This is a genomic window from Pseudovibrio sp. WM33, from assembly GCF_001623165.1.
Taxonomy (GTDB): domain Bacteria; phylum Pseudomonadota; class Alphaproteobacteria; order Rhizobiales; family Stappiaceae; genus Pseudovibrio.
The window spans coordinates 46,707-62,223 of sequence record NZ_LMCK01000126.1 but is presented as its reverse complement, the minus strand read 5'-3'; the positions used below and the strand labels follow the sequence as shown (position 1 = coordinate 62,223).

Here is a 15,517-nt window from a genome sequence, read left to right as displayed (position 1 = left end):
CCCTTTGCTATGAGCGGGAGGGCGGTGAATACAATACCTCTTTCGGGAGGGAATAAACTCGCCTGTCTGTTTGCAGGTTTCGAACCTCCCGCTCGCCAGCGGGCCGTCGAAAGCCTTGTTGTCGTGCGGTTGTTCAACACCCTACTTACAGAGGGATTGAGAATGATCGACTCCGCATGCGCCTGTGGCGCCACAAATACTTTCCAAAATGAAATTGACGAAGTCATCGTCGCTGTCTCGGATTTGCAAAACCTCTCGTATATTCAGCACCTCGTGCTGACAGAGAGAATGCAGCACTCCAGTGAGCGCGATGCCCTGTTCACTTTGCATCACGCCTTCCGCGATCGCCTTGAAGCACTGGAAAAAAGCTGCGGAATGTTAGAGCGAGTCGCTCATCCGCAGCCAATGAACACAAAAACTCCGCTTCCTGATTAAGCCGTATGACGCTTTGCTCGCTGGCACCCTCCCGAAAAACCCCATCGGTTTTCGATCAGGGAGATGCACAGGAGCAAAGAAAAAAGCCAGCCTCGTAAAAAAGGACTGGCTTAGAAAATGGCTTAATCGTGCAGCGCGCTCTACGTGATCGGTACCCCTGACCACGCAGAGCTCGTTCAACAGCACTGTGATGGGTAAATGGCACAAACCCGTGCCACTTGCCTCCGGTACCAATGGCGAAACGCAAATCCACCCCGCATCCTCGCCAAACGGTGCCCTGCTGGTCTGCGGCTATACCACCCGCCGCAGGTCAGCGCCTCCCTAAAAATACCAGTGCTAGCAGTAATGCGTCCACCCCCTGAAAAATCAGGGGTAACACTCCCTCTACCGCCCCAACCCACTGGATCCCGCATCAAGTGCGGGAAGACGGCATTGAAGCAATCGCAACAGCGTCACCAATACATTATAGTTAAATCAGATAATCAAAACGCAGATCTCAACGTCTCTTTTGCTTGGACTGAGTACGTGGGCCACATGAGGTACTCACAGAGGTAAGGCGTGATTTCGATAAACTGAGCTAAGTAGTAATGGCCAGTTAATTTACTTCCCCAATAACGTGTGATATCCGCCGGTATATTACCTATGGGGAAGTGTTATGAAAAAGCAATTGTTCGCTTTATGCGCTGCTTCTATGTTGATTGCTGGCTGTTCTAGCAGTGGAAGTAATAGTGTAGAAGTCCGCGCTCGAAAGGCTGCCAACCTTTCTATCTGGAAAACCCGTCAGGAGGTTCGCTTTGCAGGGAAGCCATTTGAGGTGGCCGTTGCAAAAGATAAAGCCTTTTCATTTGTTGCTCCCAAAGGCTCAGGATTTCCTTATTCGCCTGCTGAGGTTGAAGGCGTTGCACGCGCTGTAACTGGATGTAAAGCAGAATTTGGGGCAGGAATACTGGCTTTTGTTGGTGGCTTCTCAAAGAAGTCGGATCTGCGAGAGATTCAATCTAAATACTCAGGCTTTGATTATTGGCGTGTGGATCTCAAATGTTAAAAATATTGAAAGCAGTGGGCCTAACTGTTCCATTTATTATGATTGCAGGACTAGTTGGGTGTTCTAATCAATCTCGACCAGCCTTTGAAGATGTGGTGAACCGCGAGATAGTATTTCCTGAGTACCCGAGTAGTGGTTGGACTTATTTAAGTTTCTCTCAGGCTCATGGATATCAGGTCAACTATCTTGGCAAAAATGGTCGTGCTTGGTTATGGTATCCGGGGAACTCAGTGGTAGTCGCGGAGGAATGGAAGCGTGATACTGTTGCAGGACAAAAAGCTGTTTGTTGGCGGCATCCAGCGAAGAGCTATAACCCAGTAACGAAGCGATATGGTGGGTCTTTTGCATGCCAGTCGCTGGCATTGTCGCAACGAAGAATCATCGCAAGACTAAATGGTGATCCTTTTGCGCTTTCATCAGGCAAAATCCCTTACAGACTCTCGAAGTGTACTGCACCCAAAGAGTTTGATTTCGATCGTGACAGATTTCAATGCTGATTAGTGATTGAGCGTTATGTTTAAGGCAGTAGATTGCGTTGGGTGAAGTCAAATAGTCTGACGCAACCTATTACCTACTTACCCCAAATCAAACCGCTTACAAATCCGGTCTACCGGTGTCCCGTCAGAGAGCGGAACTGCTTCCAGTACTTTGTAGTCTTTGAAGCCGCGGGAGGTGTAGTAGGCGCGGCCACCGGTGTTGTCGGCGCGGATGGTGGCGTTGATGGTGGTGAGGCCTTTACCTTCCAGATTGGCAAGTGTTGCTTTGAACAACGCACTGCCGATGCCGCTCTTATGCAGACCCGGTTTCACAAAGGTGCCGATATCAACCCAGTCAGCGGGGATATCTCCATAATGGCTGGCGATCTGAAAGCCGAGTGGCTCGCCGCTGTCACGGTCAATCGCGCAAACAGTGCTCTCTAAAATGTCAGCCTCAAGAAACCACTCGATGAACTCACCTTTGTTCAACAGCTTCTCCAGCGCAGTTGTCCCCCCGGCCTCAATAATCCGGTTGAGCAGAGCGAGCAGTTCGTCCACATCGTTGCGCTGGGTTTTGCGGATGAAAAACTGGGTTGGTTTGGCGGAAGACGTGTCCATTTTCAAAAATCCTGTTCAACGCAATAAATACGCAAATCATTCAAATCAACGCACATAGCAACGCAAACGACTTAAGCGGCGGAAATACCCGCATAAGCACAGAGCAAGAAACCTGCTAAAACTTTGTTCTTGCTCGCAAAGCCTGCGCCAGCGTGCCTTCGTCAAGGTAGTCCAATTCCCCACCAACCGGCACGCCATGGGCAAGACGGGTCACTTTCACATTCTCAAATCGCGCAAGCTGGTCCGTAATGAAATGCGCAGTGGTCTGCCCTTCAACGGTCGCATTAACAGCGAGGATAACTTCGCTCACCGCACCGCCCTCAATACGCTCAACCAACTTGGAAATGTTGAGGTCATCCGGGCCAATACCGTCCAGCGGAGACAGGGTGCCACCGAGGACATGATAATGTGCACTCACAGCGGATGCCCGCTCCAGCGCCCAAAGGTCAGAGACGTCCTCAACCACCACAATAGTGGCTCCATCCCGGCGCGGATCAGAGCAAATGGTGCAAGGATCACTGGTATCCACGGTACCGCATTCTGAGCAGATGCCGACCTGCTCAACGGCTACACCCATGGCTTCGGCCAGCGGGATAAGCAGTTGATCTTTCTTCTGAACCAGGTGCAAAGCAGCACGTCTGGCCGAGCGCGGGCCGAGGCCGGGCAGCTTGGACAGCAGCTGTATCAGGCGTTCAATTTCGGGACCAGCAACCCTGCGTGTACTCATCTAAAATCTATGCTCTCTGCGAGAAAGAAAAGGCACCCGCAAAGCAGTTTTGCGAGACAATGCCAGATAAACTATGCCCGCCTGAAGAGGCGGGCAAGAGGGAATAAATCCGTTTCAGGTCTACGGCCAAATCTGCGCAGGGTCGCGGTGATTTGGCAACACGTAGCCTTGAAGATCTTAAGAGCCGAACGGGAGTTTCATGCCAGCTGGCAGACCCATACCGGACATCATGTCCTGCGTACGCTCCTGCACCAAAGCTTCGCCTTTTCCCTTCGCATCATTATGCGCAGCGAGGATAAGATCTTCCAGGATCTCAACTTCATCAGCATTGATGAGAGAAGGATCAATCTTCAAACCAGTCATTTCACCTTTACCATTCAACGTAACGGTGACCATGCCTGCGCCTGAGGTTCCCTCAACAGAAAGGTCGTTTACAGTCTCCTGAAGCTCGCCCATTTTTTCCTGCATCTGCTTGGCTTGCTTCATCATTTTAAGAAAGTCCATCGACTCGCTCCTTAAACGTCTCTTGAGCGCACATCAGCGCTCTATCAATTCGGCTCATAAGGTTTCATAGCACAGAAACCTTAGAAATCTTGGGTGAAATCCATAGAGTCCATGTCTTCTATGTCGACAGGCTCGGACGCCGCTTCAAGGGGGAGATCTTCCTCCTGCTTCAAAATGCGCACGTCAACAACCTTAGCCCCGGGAAAGGCAGAAATAAGTTTCACCACTTCCGGATCAGAATGTGCATCCGAAACTAACTGTCTTTGGTTAGCTTCTTTTTCTTCATGTAAAGTCGGTCGACCCTGGTCACGACTTACCGCAACAATCCAGCGGCGACCCGTCCATTCTGTCAGTTTTCGGCCCAGTTCTCCAGCTGCATCAGCTGTCGCAATCTCAGTCGGCTGCACTTCAATACGGCCCGGCTGGAAGTTGACAAGACGCAGCGTGCGCTCAACTGAAACCTTGACTGGAATGTCCTTCATGCGGGCTGCAAGTTGAGCAACCTCAGCCCAGGAGCGGATCGCAATCTTCTCTTTAAGTTCCTCGGCCTGCCGCATTTGAGGAGCTGATTGCGGTGCAGCACCAATAGCTTGTGTCATCGGCTGGCCACCAGCTACAGCACGTAACTGAGGTGCTGAGCCGCCACCGGATGGAACAGCGCTAGCACTTGATCCACCGCCGCCCTGTGGCGCGTTGCCCGCAGGCGCATTGCCGCCAGCAGGGGAGAACTTGCCAGATTTCAGCAGCTTCAGCGCCTCTTCCGGATCAGGAAGATCGGAGGCGTAGCACAAGCGCACCAGAACCATGTCAGCCGCAGCCAACGGCTTAGGCGCATTCTGTACTTCGTTAATTCCCTTCAGCAATATCTGCCATGTCCGGGAAAGAACACGCATGGAAAGCTTTTCAGCAAAGTCCCGCCCACGCTGCCGTTCGCTCTCAGTCACAGAGTTCTCTTCACCCGCCTTCGGCACTGCTTTCAGCCGAGTCACCAAATGGGTAAAGTCTGCAAGGTCAGAGAGGACAACTGCCGGATCGGCACCCACATCGTATTGGGCTTTGAGCTCATCAAGAGCGCTGGCAATGTCGCCGCGCATCACGTGCTCAAACAAATCTATCACCCGGCTGCGGTCAGCAAGGCCTAGCATCTGGCGCACTTCATTGGCTTCAATGCGGCCCGCACCATGCGCAATGGCTTGATCCAGAAGGGATAAACTGTCTCGGGCAGAACCTTCACCAGCGCGCGCAATGAGGGCCAACGCCTCATCAGAAATTTCTATGCCCTCTTTGCCGGAGATCTCGCGCAGCAGGGACACAAGCGTAGAGCTCTCAATCCGGCGCAGGTCAAACCGTTGACAACGAGAGAGGACAGTCACAGGAACCTTGCGGATTTCTGTGGTCGCAAAAATGAATTTCACATGCTCCGGCGGTTCTTCCAGCGTCTTCAACAACCCGTTGAACGCCGACTTGGAGAGCATGTGCACCTCATCGATGATGTACACTTTGTACCGCGCACTCGCCGGACGGTACCGCGCTGCTTCGGTAATCTCGCGAATATCATCAATACCAGTATGAGACGCAGCATCCATCTCGATCACATCGACATGACGCCCTTCCATGATCGCCTGGCAATGAGTGCCGATTTTGTCTAAGTGTATGGTTGGTTTATCGATTTCACCCGGAATGTCGTAGTTCAAGCCGCGAGCAAGGATACGTGCCGTTGTTGTTTTACCAACACCGCGAACCCCGGTTAGCATCCACGCTTGAGCGATACGGCCAGTCTCAAATGCATTCTGCAGAGTCTGAACCATCGGCTCCTGACCATAAAGGTCATCGAACGTACTAGGTCGGTATTTCCGGGCGAGAACGCGATATGCACCATCGCTGCTGGAAGAATTATCTTCCGCGCCTGTTGTTGTCTGGTGCTCGTCTTGAAGGTCTATTCCGTCCATATCGCCCAAATCCTCAGCCACTTCAAAGGCAAGGTAAAACTTACTCCCGGCCATTCAAGACGAAGACCGGCCGCTTGTCGAGTATGGGCGCGGGGAAAATTAGGTGGGAGGCTGGCACGATGACCCGTGCCATGGACTCGTTAGGGCTGCTTCCTTCCGGATCTGACCCGGTTGGCGAGTGGCTCGTCCACCACCAACCTCCCGAACGTGTATATGGTCGTTTTACCTGTATTTTGCAAGCGTTCATTGATGTTTACCGCTTGCTACTGTGGACGAGACTGTGAATCTTCAAAGAGTTCTACCAAATCCGAAATCAGAAAATGTCGCCACAACATTGCATTTCAGTGTTATCTCGGGTTCACTTTACATAAGTTTATAATTTAAGGAATTCGAAATGCTGGCCGAAACAGCCGAGGTGTATGATGCCTCTGCGGCTCTTTGTTATTCTGCCAACTCGCTTAATCGCTGTGGTGAAAAACGTAAAGATACCGAATGGGTTAACTCGCTAAAGACAAGCCCGGATGCCCGCTTTCTAATTCAGGCAAACGATGCTTTCATCTTCAATAAAGAGGTCATGACTGAGCCTTTCATCCATCCCGTTGAGATGCTCAAAACTCTGAATATCACTGATCGGACAACCATCTTTCTTGGCATTGACGAGACTGATGGAGACCGCCCATACTTTGGTGTGCGTTACACAGCGGATGCTGAAACGCTTGATGAGGAGCTGGAAAAACTCGGGGCTTTCGCGGCATATGGACTGCGCGGAATAGCGATGAAACGAGCAGCCAGCCAGAGAGTGCTTGGAATGATGGCGCAGGCTGCTTCTGTAGGCCGGTGGCATTCCTCCCATAAGATGTGTTCTCAGTGTGGGCAGCCAACGGAACTCGCCGAATCTGGCTATCGACGGGATTGTCCGTCTTGCTCAGCGCAGCATTTCCCAAGAACGGACCCTGCGGTGATAATGTTGATCACCCACGGGGACAAATGCCTGATGGGGCGTCCTTACCATCTGATGGAAAATGTCTACACAACACTCGCTGGGTTTGTGGAACCAGGCGAAACCTTTGAAGATGCCGTCCGCCGAGAAGTTTTTGAAGAAGCAGGCGTTAAAGTCGGCAAAGTGGAATACGTCGCCAGCCAACCATGGCCGTTCCCGTCAAACATTATGATCGGGTTCCACGGCGAGGCGCTGACGACTGACCTGAATATCGACTATGAAGAAATGGAGGATTGTCAGTGGTTTTCCAAAGAGGAGACACTGAAGATGCTCCAAGGCGAAGCAGGGTCAGGATTAATTTGTCCCCCTGACATCTCTATCGCGCATCATTTGATCAAGAAATATATCGAGGAAAAATGACCCATGGACGAGTAGAGCCAGTGGTTATTTAACAGGTGCCTGATGGCACCGGGGAGGTGCCATGACTTACTGTATATATTTGACCCACCCAAATGTTGACATCGATCCGGCAACCCCAGTTCCGCACTGGGATTTGTCGGATAAAGGTCGCGAACGTTTAGAACAAGGCCTGCGCCAGCCATGGCTTTTGCAAATCGATCATGTCATTTCCAGTCGCGAAAAAAAGGCAATCGAAACTGGTCAGATTATCGCGAGCCACCTGGGTATGGAGCTGATCACATCCGCAGGCCTCCACGAAAATGATCGCAGCTCCACCGGTTTTCTTGAGCCAGATGAGTTTGAGCGAGTCGCTGATGAGTTCTTCAGCCGCCCCGCAGTGAGCGTTCGCGGCTGGGAACGAGCGCTGGATGCACAAAGTCGTGTCATCACTGCAATTAAACAGACGCTCACCACAATTCCAAGCGGCGAACCTGTTCTATTCTCTGGCCACGGAGGCGTAGGAACATTGCTCAAATGCCACCTCGCCAACAACGCCATCGACCGCGCCTTCGATCAGCCTCCAAATGTTGGAGGTGGTTGCTGGTTCCGTTTTGATCCAGTAGATCTTGAGAAGTGTTCTGCTAGTCTCGAGAGCCTGAAGTGGCAGCTGATCGATGAGATGGAACTCGCGCAGTAAACTTGGGAACGTTCTGGCGCACAGAACTGAAGCAGCTTGTTGATCCTGATGGATGGCAAGCTGCTTTACAAGCGTCAGCTCTTGTTGCAGCCCGGGGAAATGCTTATCTAAGTGCCATCTGTTTTCATAAATTTGGCACAAGAGATGTTATCGGCAGCAATAAAATCATTCTCGCAGGTTTTTGAACCGCATTTCAGAAGCATCTTTTTCAAAGCCTTAGGGCTAACATTGCTTCTTCTTCTTGTCGTCTGGATCGCCATTCAAGGCGTAGTCGGGTATTTCATAGACTTGCCACAGGACTGGCAGGATACGACCGTTAGTATCGTAACAGGCATCGGCGCATTAATCGGTCTTGGCTATATCTTAGCTCCGGTTTCAGCGATGGTCGTCGCCTTCTACCAAGATCAGATTTCCGAACTTGTTGAAGAGCACTCTTATCCCAATGAAAGGCGAGGCAATGCACTGCCGCTTGGCGAGGCTATTGTTACGGCTCTTCGTTTTGTCGGTGTGATCATTGTCGCCAACATTTTTGCCCTGATGTTGTTCTTCATTCCCGGCATCGGCCAAATCGCATTTTTGCTCGTGAATGGCTATTTGCTGGGCCGTGAATATTTTGAGTTTGTGGCAATGCGCTTTATGCCGCCACAAGAAGCGAAAGCTTTTCGTAAATCGCAAGGCGGAACCGTATTTGCAGCCGGAGTGATTGTTGCGTTCGTTCTTGCAATTCCAATCGTAAACCTGATCACTCCACTCTTTGCGACGATCTTTATGGTGCACGTTTTCAAGACATTGCGGACAAAACGCAATCTATCCGTTTAGACTCAAAGATAACTACAATTTTAAGAAATAGCAGGAAGTAGCTACGTTGCCTATTCGAAGCTTTATTGTTGATGATCTGACCTGGACGCATGCTCTGAACGAAGAGCATACCGTCGAGTTGTCCTCTCTGACACGTGATGGTTTTGCAGAGCTTATTGAGAAAGCAAGCTATGTAAGGATTGCTGAAAAAGAGACCGGCCTTCTCATCTCATACGACCAGGACGGTGATTATTCTTCGATTAATTTCAAATGGTTCTGCGCAGTCTACGACAACTTTCTCTATGTTGATCGGATTGTGATTTCTAAAGCTGCACGAGGGCAAGGCATTGCAGGCAAACTCTACGATGACCTGTTCAACTTCGCGAAGGCAAAGGGATACGAGCGCATTGTATGTGAAGTAAACTCAGATCCTCCCAACCCGGCATCAGACGCATTCCATGCTTCACTAGGCTTTCAAATCGTCGGTGAAGCTAAGCTGGAAGGAAAAGGAAAGACCGTCAGATACATGGAAAAAGCGCTCTGAAGAGTGTTGATCTATGAGATTTAAGGGAGCGAAGTTTGGCTGTCTCTTGTTACTCAAACATCACATCAACTCTCTTTTCCCTCCATTTGACTGCTCTTCGTTTCGTGTAGGTTGATCCGGAGAGAAATCTGTTTCAGCATGTAATCCAGCAATGAGGAGGACTCTGTCAGTGAACAACTAAGGCAACTCAATTCTGTTGAACAGCACTCCCACAATCTACGTGGGTGGTGTTTGATGCCTGTTTGTTTTGATGGAGTCTTTATGAGACGCATTATCTATGACGTCGCCGTTAGTCGCGACGGTTTTATTGCTGGCCCGAATGGCGATGTTTCAATCTTCCCCCATACCGGTGATCATGTAGACGCTTACAACGAGCGTTTAACGACCTACGACACTGTCATCATGGGGCGACATACCTATGAGTTTGCCTACCAGTATGGTCTTCCCGCAGGCGCTAAAGCTTACCCGCATATGCGGCATCTGATTTTCTCAGAAGGAATTCAGCTGCCTGAAGACGCTCAGGTTGAGGCAGTGCGAGCAGACTTCCCCACGCACATCTCTGCGCTGAAGAATGAACATGGTGGCGATATCTACCTGTGCGGAGGAGGGATGTTTGCAGGTTTGCTGGCTGCGTCTAAACTGATCAATGTCCTACGCCTGAAAGTTGCACCTGTCATATGCGGGGTAGGGACACCGTTATTTGCGAATGTCTCTGAGCCGATTGATCTCAAATGCACCTCCTCAACGCTATATGATAGCGGCGTTGAGTATTGTGAGTTTGATCTGCAGTAGCTTATTACCAACACGGGGCAGGCCACACCTGCTCCGTCTCTTTTTACCAGTGAATAGAGCACGGGATAGTTGCCTAAACTGGAAATCAAGATCGGCTGCTCTAAATTTGAAGTAGAGGGTCGCGTCAGCTTGCTCACATTAAATAAAGTTTACGTAAACGTAATTTGACTTTAAGTGATTTTCTGAAAAATTTCGCGCAATTTCAGTAAATTAAAACATGACTACAAAACTCAAGATAATAAACTGCCGGATTCTTGTTACTTGATCGGGTAGAAACCAACAAAATTTACACCGCAAAATCTAATCATTTCGGCCAATTTTAAGGGCAAACCTAGTAGAAAAAGCATTTAGTCGCATAGGATGCTTTGACGCACCCCGAAACTGAAGGTATTAGAACCTCATACAACGCCTTGCTTTGTTACGTTTACGTAAGCGTAACTGTAACCAGGGACGGGAGAGAGATTTATGGCGAACGCTGACCTCAAGGCCAACCGGCCATTATCGCCCCATCTTCAGATCTATAAGCCGATCGTGACGATGGTGATGTCCATTCTACATCGCATCACCGGGGCGGCGCTTTATTTTGGAACGATTTTGATGGCGTTCTGGCTCATCTGCGCAGCAGCAGGTCCTGAGTCCTATCAATTCGCAATGGACGTGTTCGGTTCCTTCCTGGGCCGTCTGGTCCTCTTCGGCTTCACTTGGGCACTTGTGCACCACATGATTGGCGGTCTGCGTCACTTCATCTGGGACATGGGGCATGGCTTTGAATTGTCTGCAGCGAACTGGATGGCTCGCGCGACGATTATTGCCTCTGTTGCTCTTACCGTGATCCTCTGGATCATCGGTTTTATCGTCGCTTAAGGAGAGATCAATGATCGATATGCGCACTCCGCTCGGGAAAGTTCGCGGCCTTGGCTCTGCTAAGGACGGCACGTCGCATTTCTGGCGCCAGCGTTTGACCGCTGTAGCAAATGTGTTCCTTATTTCCTTCTTTGTTATCCTCGTCATCGCGCTGCAAGGCGCTGATTATGCGAGTTTCATTGAAGCACTTCAAAATCCGATCATCTCCACCTTGCTGCTTTTGGTGATCTTGGTCGGCTGCCTGCACATGAAGCTGGGCATGCAAGTCATCATCGAAGATTACTTCCATTCAGAAGGGCTCAAGCTTCTTCTTCTTATGGGAAACATTTTCTTCGCTTCTTTTATCGCACTCGCTTCCGTGGTTGCAGTGCTTAAAATCAGCTTCGGAGGCTGATCTAGATGGTTGAACAGACCGGTGTATCGACAGCGCCAAGCCAGAGCGGCAAGGCCTATGAGTTTGTAGACCACAAGTTTGACGTTGTGGTTGTAGGTGCTGGTGGTGCTGGCCTTCGGGCAACGCTCGGTATGGCTGAGCAGGGATTGAAAACAGCTTGTATCTCCAAGGTGTTTCCAACTCGCTCCCACACCGTGGCAGCGCAGGGCGGTATTGCAGCAAGCTTGAAGAACATGACGCCAGACTGCTGGCAGTGGCATATGTATGACACTGTAAAGGGTTCTGACTGGTTGGGTGATACCGACGCTATGGAATACCTCGTTCGTGAAGCGCCAAAGGCGGTTTATGAGCTTGAGCATTACGGTGTGCCATTCTCACGTACGGAAGAAGGTAAAATCTACCAGCGTCCGTTCGGTGGGCATATGCAAAATTATGGTGAAGGGCCTCCAGTACAGCGCACCTGTGCAGCAGCTGACCGTACCGGTCACGCCATTTTGCACACGCTCTACGGTCAAGCTCTGCGTCACAACGCTGATTTCTTCATCGAGTATTTCGCGCTTGATCTCATTATGTCTGAAGATGGCAAATGTGAAGGCGTTATCGCATGGAACCTTGATGACGGTACAATCCACCGCTTCTCTGCGAAGATGGTTGTGCTGGCAACCGGCGGTTATGGTCGTGCCTTCTTCTCTGCAACATCTGCCCACACCTGTACAGGTGACGGCGGCGGTATGGTCGCCCGTGCAGGTTTGCCATTGCAGGATATGGAATTCGTACAGTTCCACCCAACTGGCATCTACGGTTCCGGCTGTCTGATTACAGAAGGTGCTCGTGGTGAAGGTGGTTACCTGGTAAACTCCGAAGGCGAGCGCTTTATGGAGCGTTACGCTCCTTCTGCCAAAGACCTTGCTTCTCGTGATGTTGTTTCCCGTTGTATGACGATGGAAATCCGCGAAGGCCGTGGTGTTGGCAAAAATAAAGACCACATCTTCCTGCATCTGGATCACCTTGATCCTGATCTGTTGGCTGAGCGCCTTCCAGGCATCTCTGAAAGCGCACGCATTTTTGCTGGTGTTGATTTGACTAAGGATCCAATTCCGGTCCTTCCGACTGTGCACTACAACATGGGCGGCATTCCAACCAACTATTGGGGCGAAGTGCTGAACCCAACCAAAGAAGATCCAAACGCACTCGCGCCGGGTCTGATGGCCGTTGGTGAAGCGGGATGTGCATCCGTTCACGGTGCAAACCGTCTCGGATCCAACTCTCTGATCGATCTTGTTGTGTTTGGTCGTGCCGCTGCTATTCGCGCTGGTGAAGTTGTTGACCGTGAAGCTCCAATTCCAGAGCCTAACGAAGCTTCCAGTCAGAAAATCATGGCTCGTTTCGACAAACTGCGCTTTGCTAAGGGCTCTACCCCAACTGCTGAGTTGCGCTCCAAGATGCAAAAGACCATGCAGGAAGACGCTGCTGTGTTCCGTACACAGGAGAGCTTAGAGCAGGGTTGTAAGCGCATCTCCGCAATCTGGGGTGAAATGCAAGACATTCACGTGTCAGACAGCTCTATGGTTTGGAACTCTGATCTCGTTGAGACTCTTGAGCTTGAAAACCTCATGGCAAATGCAATCACAACTGTTTACGGCGCTGAAGCGCGTAAAGAGAGCCGTGGTGCGCATGCTCGTGAAGATTACAAAGATGGTCCTTTCGATGGTCGTAATGATGAAGAGTGGCGTAAGCACACCATCTCTCACCTCTCTGAGGATGGCAAGGTGACCTTGAGCTACCGTCCGGTTGTTCTTGAGCCGTTGACCACCTTTGAACAAGGCGGCATCGACATGAAGAAGATCGCACCGAAAGCCCGCGTCTACTAAGGCGCCGAAACCTGGAGTAACTGTTATGGCTGAATTCAAACTGCCACAAAACTCCCGGATGGGAGAGGGCAAGGTCTGGCCAAAGCCGGAAGGCGCCACTAACACCCGTGAGTACCGCATCTACCGCTGGTCTCCGGATGATGGACGCAATCCACGCATCGACACCTACTACGTTGATGCTGATGATTGTGGCCCAATGGTTCTGGACGCGCTCATCTACATCAAGGACAAGGTCGACCCAACACTGACCTTCCGCCGGTCTTGTCGTGAAGGGATCTGTGGGTCCTGTGCGATGAACATCGACGGAACCAACACACTGGCATGCACAAAGGGTGCTGACGAATGCTCTCACGAGATCGTCAAAATCTACCCTCTGCCGCACATGCCTGTTGTGAAGGATCTTGTGCCAGATCTGACGCGTTTTTACGCGCAGCATCGCTCAATCGAGCCATGGCTGAAAACCACAACACCTGAGCCTGAGAAAGAATGGCTGCAGTCCCATGAAGATCGCCAGAAACTGGATGGTCTTTATGAGTGCATTCTGTGTGCTTGCTGCTCCACCTCTTGCCCAAGCTACTGGTGGAATGGTGATCGCTACCTCGGCCCTGCAGTCCTTCTGCAGGCTTACCGTTGGTTGATCGACAGCCGTGATGAAGCTACTGGTGAGCGTCTGGACAATCTGGAAGATCCATTCCGTCTGTACCGCTGCCACACCATCATGAACTGCTCTCAGGCATGTCCAAAGGGGCTGAACCCTGCAAAGGCAATCGCTGAGATCAAGAAGATGATGGTCGAGCGCCGCGTTTAATCAGCGTGTGAGTACTTTATAAAATCAAGAAAAGCCGCCTCACTGAAATGAGGCGGCTTTTTTCATTTGAGGCTAATAGCCTAAAACTTATAGGAAATACCGATCCGGATAGCGTCGCTGTCAATGTCTTCCTTGAAGCGCGTTCCACCAACTGTGAAGCTACGACCAGGAAAGACAATGCGCTCATAGTCCAGGCGTACAATCACTCGCTCGGTGACGAACATCTCAAGGCCAGCGCCGCCAACCCAGCCAAGCATCGTGTTGCTGTCGGAGCCAGGACCGAAATTCGGGTTAGAGGCACGGAAGGTGGAAACAGCTGCACCACCAGTCACATACGCCATGAACCAATCGTAGGTAAGGCCAGCTCGGATCTTCGCGGCGGCGAAGTAATCAGAGCGCAATGACATTTCACCGCGAGAACGTTCACCAAAAGACCAGTAAGCGCCTTCGCCTTCCACGCCGATCAGAATATTCTGATAGGTGTAGTTGTAACCGCCATATAACCCAACAGTCCCGCCGTTATACTGCGTACCACTGTTGTTGAAGCGGTTCGTGCCATGAAGGCGAGCCCAGCCACCCTGCACACCGAGATAGAAGCCATCCCAGTCATATTTAGGCGGGGTGATCAGTCCATCGACAACTTCTTCCTCGTAAACTTCATAGGGCTCTTCCACCTCTACACCAGGTGGGTATTCAACAGCATAGGAATGGCTGCTGAAGCCGAGCAATCCCAATACCGCAAACGCAAATACTCTTAAGCGACTCATTGGTTCCCCCAAAATACGCAAGAGGATGACACGGCTAAATAATCAGACGTGATAGGTAACTTGATACAAATAAGTCTAGAACTGCGATCTTTATAAATGCTTGATTTTAAAAAGGAAAATTTGCGTTAAGGCTAGTTGGAATTGACAAGCACTGATATGCTGATTTCTCAGTTTCAAGGGGGGGATATCTGTAATCCCTACGAAACCGTCAATGAGCTCATGGCGGGTTTACAAAAAAGTCAGCAACTCTCTAGCGTCGCTCAACGCCTCGCAGAACCAGCTTGATAACGCCAATGCATTCTTTGCGCTGTATCTCATAGGGTTCGTGGCTGTGCAGTTGAGGAAAGCGGAACTTCATCGTCGCAGCGTGAATGTGTCTTGCCACCTGACTGACTTCTCGCAGGTCAAATTCCTCAGCAAGATTGCCGGAATGCAGGATGGTGTGCATTGGTTGCCGCACAAGCCGGAACAGTTCTTCAAAGTCTTCCGGGCGCTTCTGTTCCAGCACCTGCAAGCAGTCTGCCAGACCCTTGTTGAGTTCCAGCAGGCGATAAGTCTCTTCAAATTCCATCATGAGAAACTTGCTCAGACGTGCTGAGGCACTGGCGTTGGGGTCAGTCGCTGTTTCAAGACGCGCAACCAGCTTCACCACTTCTGCAGCGACAACAGCACAGGCAAGGTCTATCTTGCTTGGATAAAAATTATAGATATGCGCCATTGAGATACCTGAGGCATCTGCAATCTCGCTCACCGAGGTCTTCTTGTACCCTTGGGTGAGGAATGCATCACGGGCGGCAGCGAGCAGGTCAGCAGCACGGCCCTTTGCAGTCAGGATTTCTGCGATGGACATTTTAATTTCCGAAAATGAAAAAACGAGAGTTCCTTCAGT

The 15,517-nt window shown here is 50.7% G+C and carries 19 protein-coding genes and 1 other RNA gene; 13 read left to right on the top strand and 7 right to left on the bottom strand.

Annotated elements, in window-relative coordinates; genetic code table 11:
* Nucleotides 1-162: 162 nt before the first annotated feature.
* The 3 genes from PsWM33_RS28540 to PsWM33_RS27195 all read left to right on the top strand — a co-directional run bounded on the left by PsWM33_RS28540 (nt 163) and on the right by PsWM33_RS27195 (nt 1,977).
* Nucleotides 163-435: a hypothetical protein gene (locus PsWM33_RS28540; RefSeq protein ID WP_063301673.1), complete on the top strand. Its 273-nt coding sequence runs from the start codon at nt 163-165 to the stop codon at nt 433-435.
* Between the two features lie 655 nt (nt 436-1,090).
* The gene (locus PsWM33_RS22255; RefSeq protein WP_057463005.1) at nt 1,091-1,480 is read left to right on the top strand and encodes a hypothetical protein; all 390 of its coding nucleotides are present in this window, start codon (nt 1,091-1,093) and stop codon (nt 1,478-1,480) included.
* Nucleotides 1,474-1,977, top strand: coding sequence for a hypothetical protein (locus tag PsWM33_RS27195; protein ID WP_153039991.1), 504 nt, complete (start codon nt 1,474-1,476; stop codon nt 1,975-1,977). Before PsWM33_RS22255 ends, PsWM33_RS27195 begins: the two co-directional genes overlap by 7 nt.
* 78 nt (nt 1,978-2,055) lie before the next feature.
* Here PsWM33_RS27195 and PsWM33_RS22250 read toward each other — a convergent pair whose 3' ends face one another.
* The 5 genes from PsWM33_RS22250 to ffs all read right to left on the bottom strand — a co-directional run bounded on the left by PsWM33_RS22250 (nt 2,056) and on the right by ffs (nt 5,956).
* On the bottom strand, nt 2,056-2,574 hold the full coding sequence (locus tag PsWM33_RS22250) for a GNAT family N-acetyltransferase (protein ID WP_063301672.1): 519 nt from the start codon (nt 2,572-2,574) through the stop codon (nt 2,056-2,058).
* Nucleotides 2,575-2,689: 115 nt separating this feature from the next.
* Complete coding sequence (gene recR, locus PsWM33_RS22245; RefSeq protein ID WP_063301671.1) at nt 2,690-3,301, bottom strand: recombination mediator RecR; 612 nt, start codon at nt 3,299-3,301, stop codon at nt 2,690-2,692.
* Nucleotides 3,302-3,478: 177 nt separating this feature from the next.
* Nucleotides 3,479-3,805 (bottom strand): YbaB/EbfC family nucleoid-associated protein, encoded by a 327-nt coding sequence (locus tag PsWM33_RS22240; RefSeq protein WP_057463002.1) that lies wholly within the window; start codon nt 3,803-3,805, stop codon nt 3,479-3,481.
* Between the two features lie 80 nt (nt 3,806-3,885).
* Complete coding sequence (locus PsWM33_RS22235; RefSeq protein ID WP_063301670.1) at nt 3,886-5,808, bottom strand: DNA polymerase III subunit gamma/tau; 1,923 nt, start codon at nt 5,806-5,808, stop codon at nt 3,886-3,888.
* 49 nt (nt 5,809-5,857) lie between these two features.
* Nucleotides 5,858-5,956: signal recognition particle sRNA small type (gene ffs, locus PsWM33_RS22230), an RNA gene on the bottom strand.
* Nucleotides 5,957-6,148: 192 nt separating this feature from the next.
* On the opposite strand from ffs, the gene nudC reads away from it, so the two are divergent.
* The 10 genes from nudC to PsWM33_RS22185 all read left to right on the top strand — a co-directional run bounded on the left by nudC (nt 6,149) and on the right by PsWM33_RS22185 (nt 13,861).
* A complete protein-coding gene (gene nudC, locus PsWM33_RS22225) occupies nt 6,149-7,114 on the top strand; it encodes an NAD(+) diphosphatase (protein ID WP_063301669.1) in 966 nt (321 codons plus the stop codon).
* 61 nt (nt 7,115-7,175) lie between these two features.
* On the top strand, nt 7,176-7,790 hold the full coding sequence (locus PsWM33_RS22220) for a histidine phosphatase family protein (protein ID WP_063301668.1): 615 nt from the start codon (nt 7,176-7,178) through the stop codon (nt 7,788-7,790).
* 2 nt (nt 7,791-7,792) lie between these two features.
* Complete coding sequence (locus PsWM33_RS28535) at nt 7,793-7,975, top strand: hypothetical protein (protein ID WP_244276738.1); 183 nt, start codon at nt 7,793-7,795, stop codon at nt 7,973-7,975.
* Entirely contained in the window at nt 7,935-8,609 is a 675-nt protein-coding gene (locus PsWM33_RS22215; RefSeq protein WP_063294837.1) for a sulfate transporter family protein, read from the top strand. Before PsWM33_RS28535 ends, PsWM33_RS22215 begins: the two co-directional genes overlap by 41 nt.
* A gap of 46 nt (nt 8,610-8,655) precedes the next feature.
* On the top strand, nt 8,656-9,132 hold the full coding sequence (locus tag PsWM33_RS22210) for a GNAT family N-acetyltransferase (RefSeq protein WP_063301667.1): 477 nt from the start codon (nt 8,656-8,658) through the stop codon (nt 9,130-9,132).
* A 261-nt stretch (nt 9,133-9,393) separates the two neighbouring features.
* Nucleotides 9,394-9,924, top strand: a complete 531-nt coding sequence (locus tag PsWM33_RS22205; protein ID WP_063294839.1) for a dihydrofolate reductase family protein — start codon at nt 9,394-9,396, stop codon at nt 9,922-9,924.
* A 465-nt stretch (nt 9,925-10,389) separates the two neighbouring features.
* Nucleotides 10,390-10,788: a succinate dehydrogenase, cytochrome b556 subunit gene (gene sdhC / locus PsWM33_RS22200; protein WP_063294840.1), complete on the top strand. Its 399-nt coding sequence runs from the start codon at nt 10,390-10,392 to the stop codon at nt 10,786-10,788.
* Nucleotides 10,789-10,801: 13 nt separating this feature from the next.
* Nucleotides 10,802-11,182: a succinate dehydrogenase, hydrophobic membrane anchor protein gene (gene sdhD, locus PsWM33_RS22195; protein WP_208994707.1), complete on the top strand. Its 381-nt coding sequence runs from the start codon at nt 10,802-10,804 to the stop codon at nt 11,180-11,182.
* 5 nt (nt 11,183-11,187) lie between these two features.
* Nucleotides 11,188-13,053: a succinate dehydrogenase flavoprotein subunit gene (gene sdhA, locus PsWM33_RS22190; protein ID WP_057462992.1), complete on the top strand. Its 1,866-nt coding sequence runs from the start codon at nt 11,188-11,190 to the stop codon at nt 13,051-13,053.
* Between the two features lie 25 nt (nt 13,054-13,078).
* Nucleotides 13,079-13,861 (top strand): succinate dehydrogenase iron-sulfur subunit, encoded by a 783-nt coding sequence (locus PsWM33_RS22185; protein ID WP_063294842.1) that lies wholly within the window; start codon nt 13,079-13,081, stop codon nt 13,859-13,861.
* 80 nt (nt 13,862-13,941) lie between these two features.
* Here PsWM33_RS22185 and PsWM33_RS22180 read toward each other — a convergent pair whose 3' ends face one another.
* Together PsWM33_RS22180 and PsWM33_RS22175 are read right to left on the bottom strand one after the other, a co-directional pair.
* Nucleotides 13,942-14,628, bottom strand: a complete 687-nt coding sequence (locus PsWM33_RS22180) for an outer membrane protein (protein ID WP_063301665.1) — start codon at nt 14,626-14,628, stop codon at nt 13,942-13,944.
* Nucleotides 14,629-14,878: 250 nt separating this feature from the next.
* Nucleotides 14,879-15,478, bottom strand: a complete 600-nt coding sequence (locus tag PsWM33_RS22175) for a TetR/AcrR family transcriptional regulator (protein ID WP_057462990.1) — start codon at nt 15,476-15,478, stop codon at nt 14,879-14,881.
* Nucleotides 15,479-15,517: the final 39 nt, after the last annotated feature.

Coding starts and splice junctions, on each gene's coding strand:
- PsWM33_RS22180 (WP_063301665.1), bottom strand. CDS start 14,628: ATGAGTCGCTTAAGAGTATTTGCGTTTGCGGTATTGGGATTGCTCGGC.
- nudC (WP_063301669.1), top strand. CDS start 6,149: ATGCTGGCCGAAACAGCCGAGGTGTATGATGCCTCTGCGGCTCTTTGT.
- PsWM33_RS22205 (WP_063294839.1), top strand. CDS start 9,394: ATGAGACGCATTATCTATGACGTCGCCGTTAGTCGCGACGGTTTTATT.
- PsWM33_RS22215 (WP_063294837.1), top strand. CDS start 7,935: ATGTTATCGGCAGCAATAAAATCATTCTCGCAGGTTTTTGAACCGCAT.
- PsWM33_RS22175 (WP_057462990.1), bottom strand. CDS start 15,478: ATGTCCATCGCAGAAATCCTGACTGCAAAGGGCCGTGCTGCTGACCTG.
- PsWM33_RS22220 (WP_063301668.1), top strand. CDS start 7,176: ATGACTTACTGTATATATTTGACCCACCCAAATGTTGACATCGATCCG.
- PsWM33_RS22250 (WP_063301672.1), bottom strand. CDS start 2,574: ATGGACACGTCTTCCGCCAAACCAACCCAGTTTTTCATCCGCAAAACC.
- PsWM33_RS22185 (WP_063294842.1), top strand. CDS start 13,079: ATGGCTGAATTCAAACTGCCACAAAACTCCCGGATGGGAGAGGGCAAG.
- PsWM33_RS22235 (WP_063301670.1), bottom strand. CDS start 5,808: ATGGCCGGGAGTAAGTTTTACCTTGCCTTTGAAGTGGCTGAGGATTTG.
- PsWM33_RS22255 (WP_057463005.1), top strand. CDS start 1,091: ATGAAAAAGCAATTGTTCGCTTTATGCGCTGCTTCTATGTTGATTGCT.
- recR (WP_063301671.1), bottom strand. CDS start 3,301: ATGAGTACACGCAGGGTTGCTGGTCCCGAAATTGAACGCCTGATACAG.
- sdhA (WP_057462992.1), top strand. CDS start 11,188: ATGGTTGAACAGACCGGTGTATCGACAGCGCCAAGCCAGAGCGGCAAG.
- PsWM33_RS27195 (WP_153039991.1), top strand. CDS start 1,474: ATGTTAAAAATATTGAAAGCAGTGGGCCTAACTGTTCCATTTATTATG.
- PsWM33_RS22240 (WP_057463002.1), bottom strand. CDS start 3,805: ATGGACTTTCTTAAAATGATGAAGCAAGCCAAGCAGATGCAGGAAAAA.
- sdhC (WP_063294840.1), top strand. CDS start 10,390: ATGGCGAACGCTGACCTCAAGGCCAACCGGCCATTATCGCCCCATCTT.
- PsWM33_RS28540 (WP_063301673.1), top strand. CDS start 163: ATGATCGACTCCGCATGCGCCTGTGGCGCCACAAATACTTTCCAAAAT.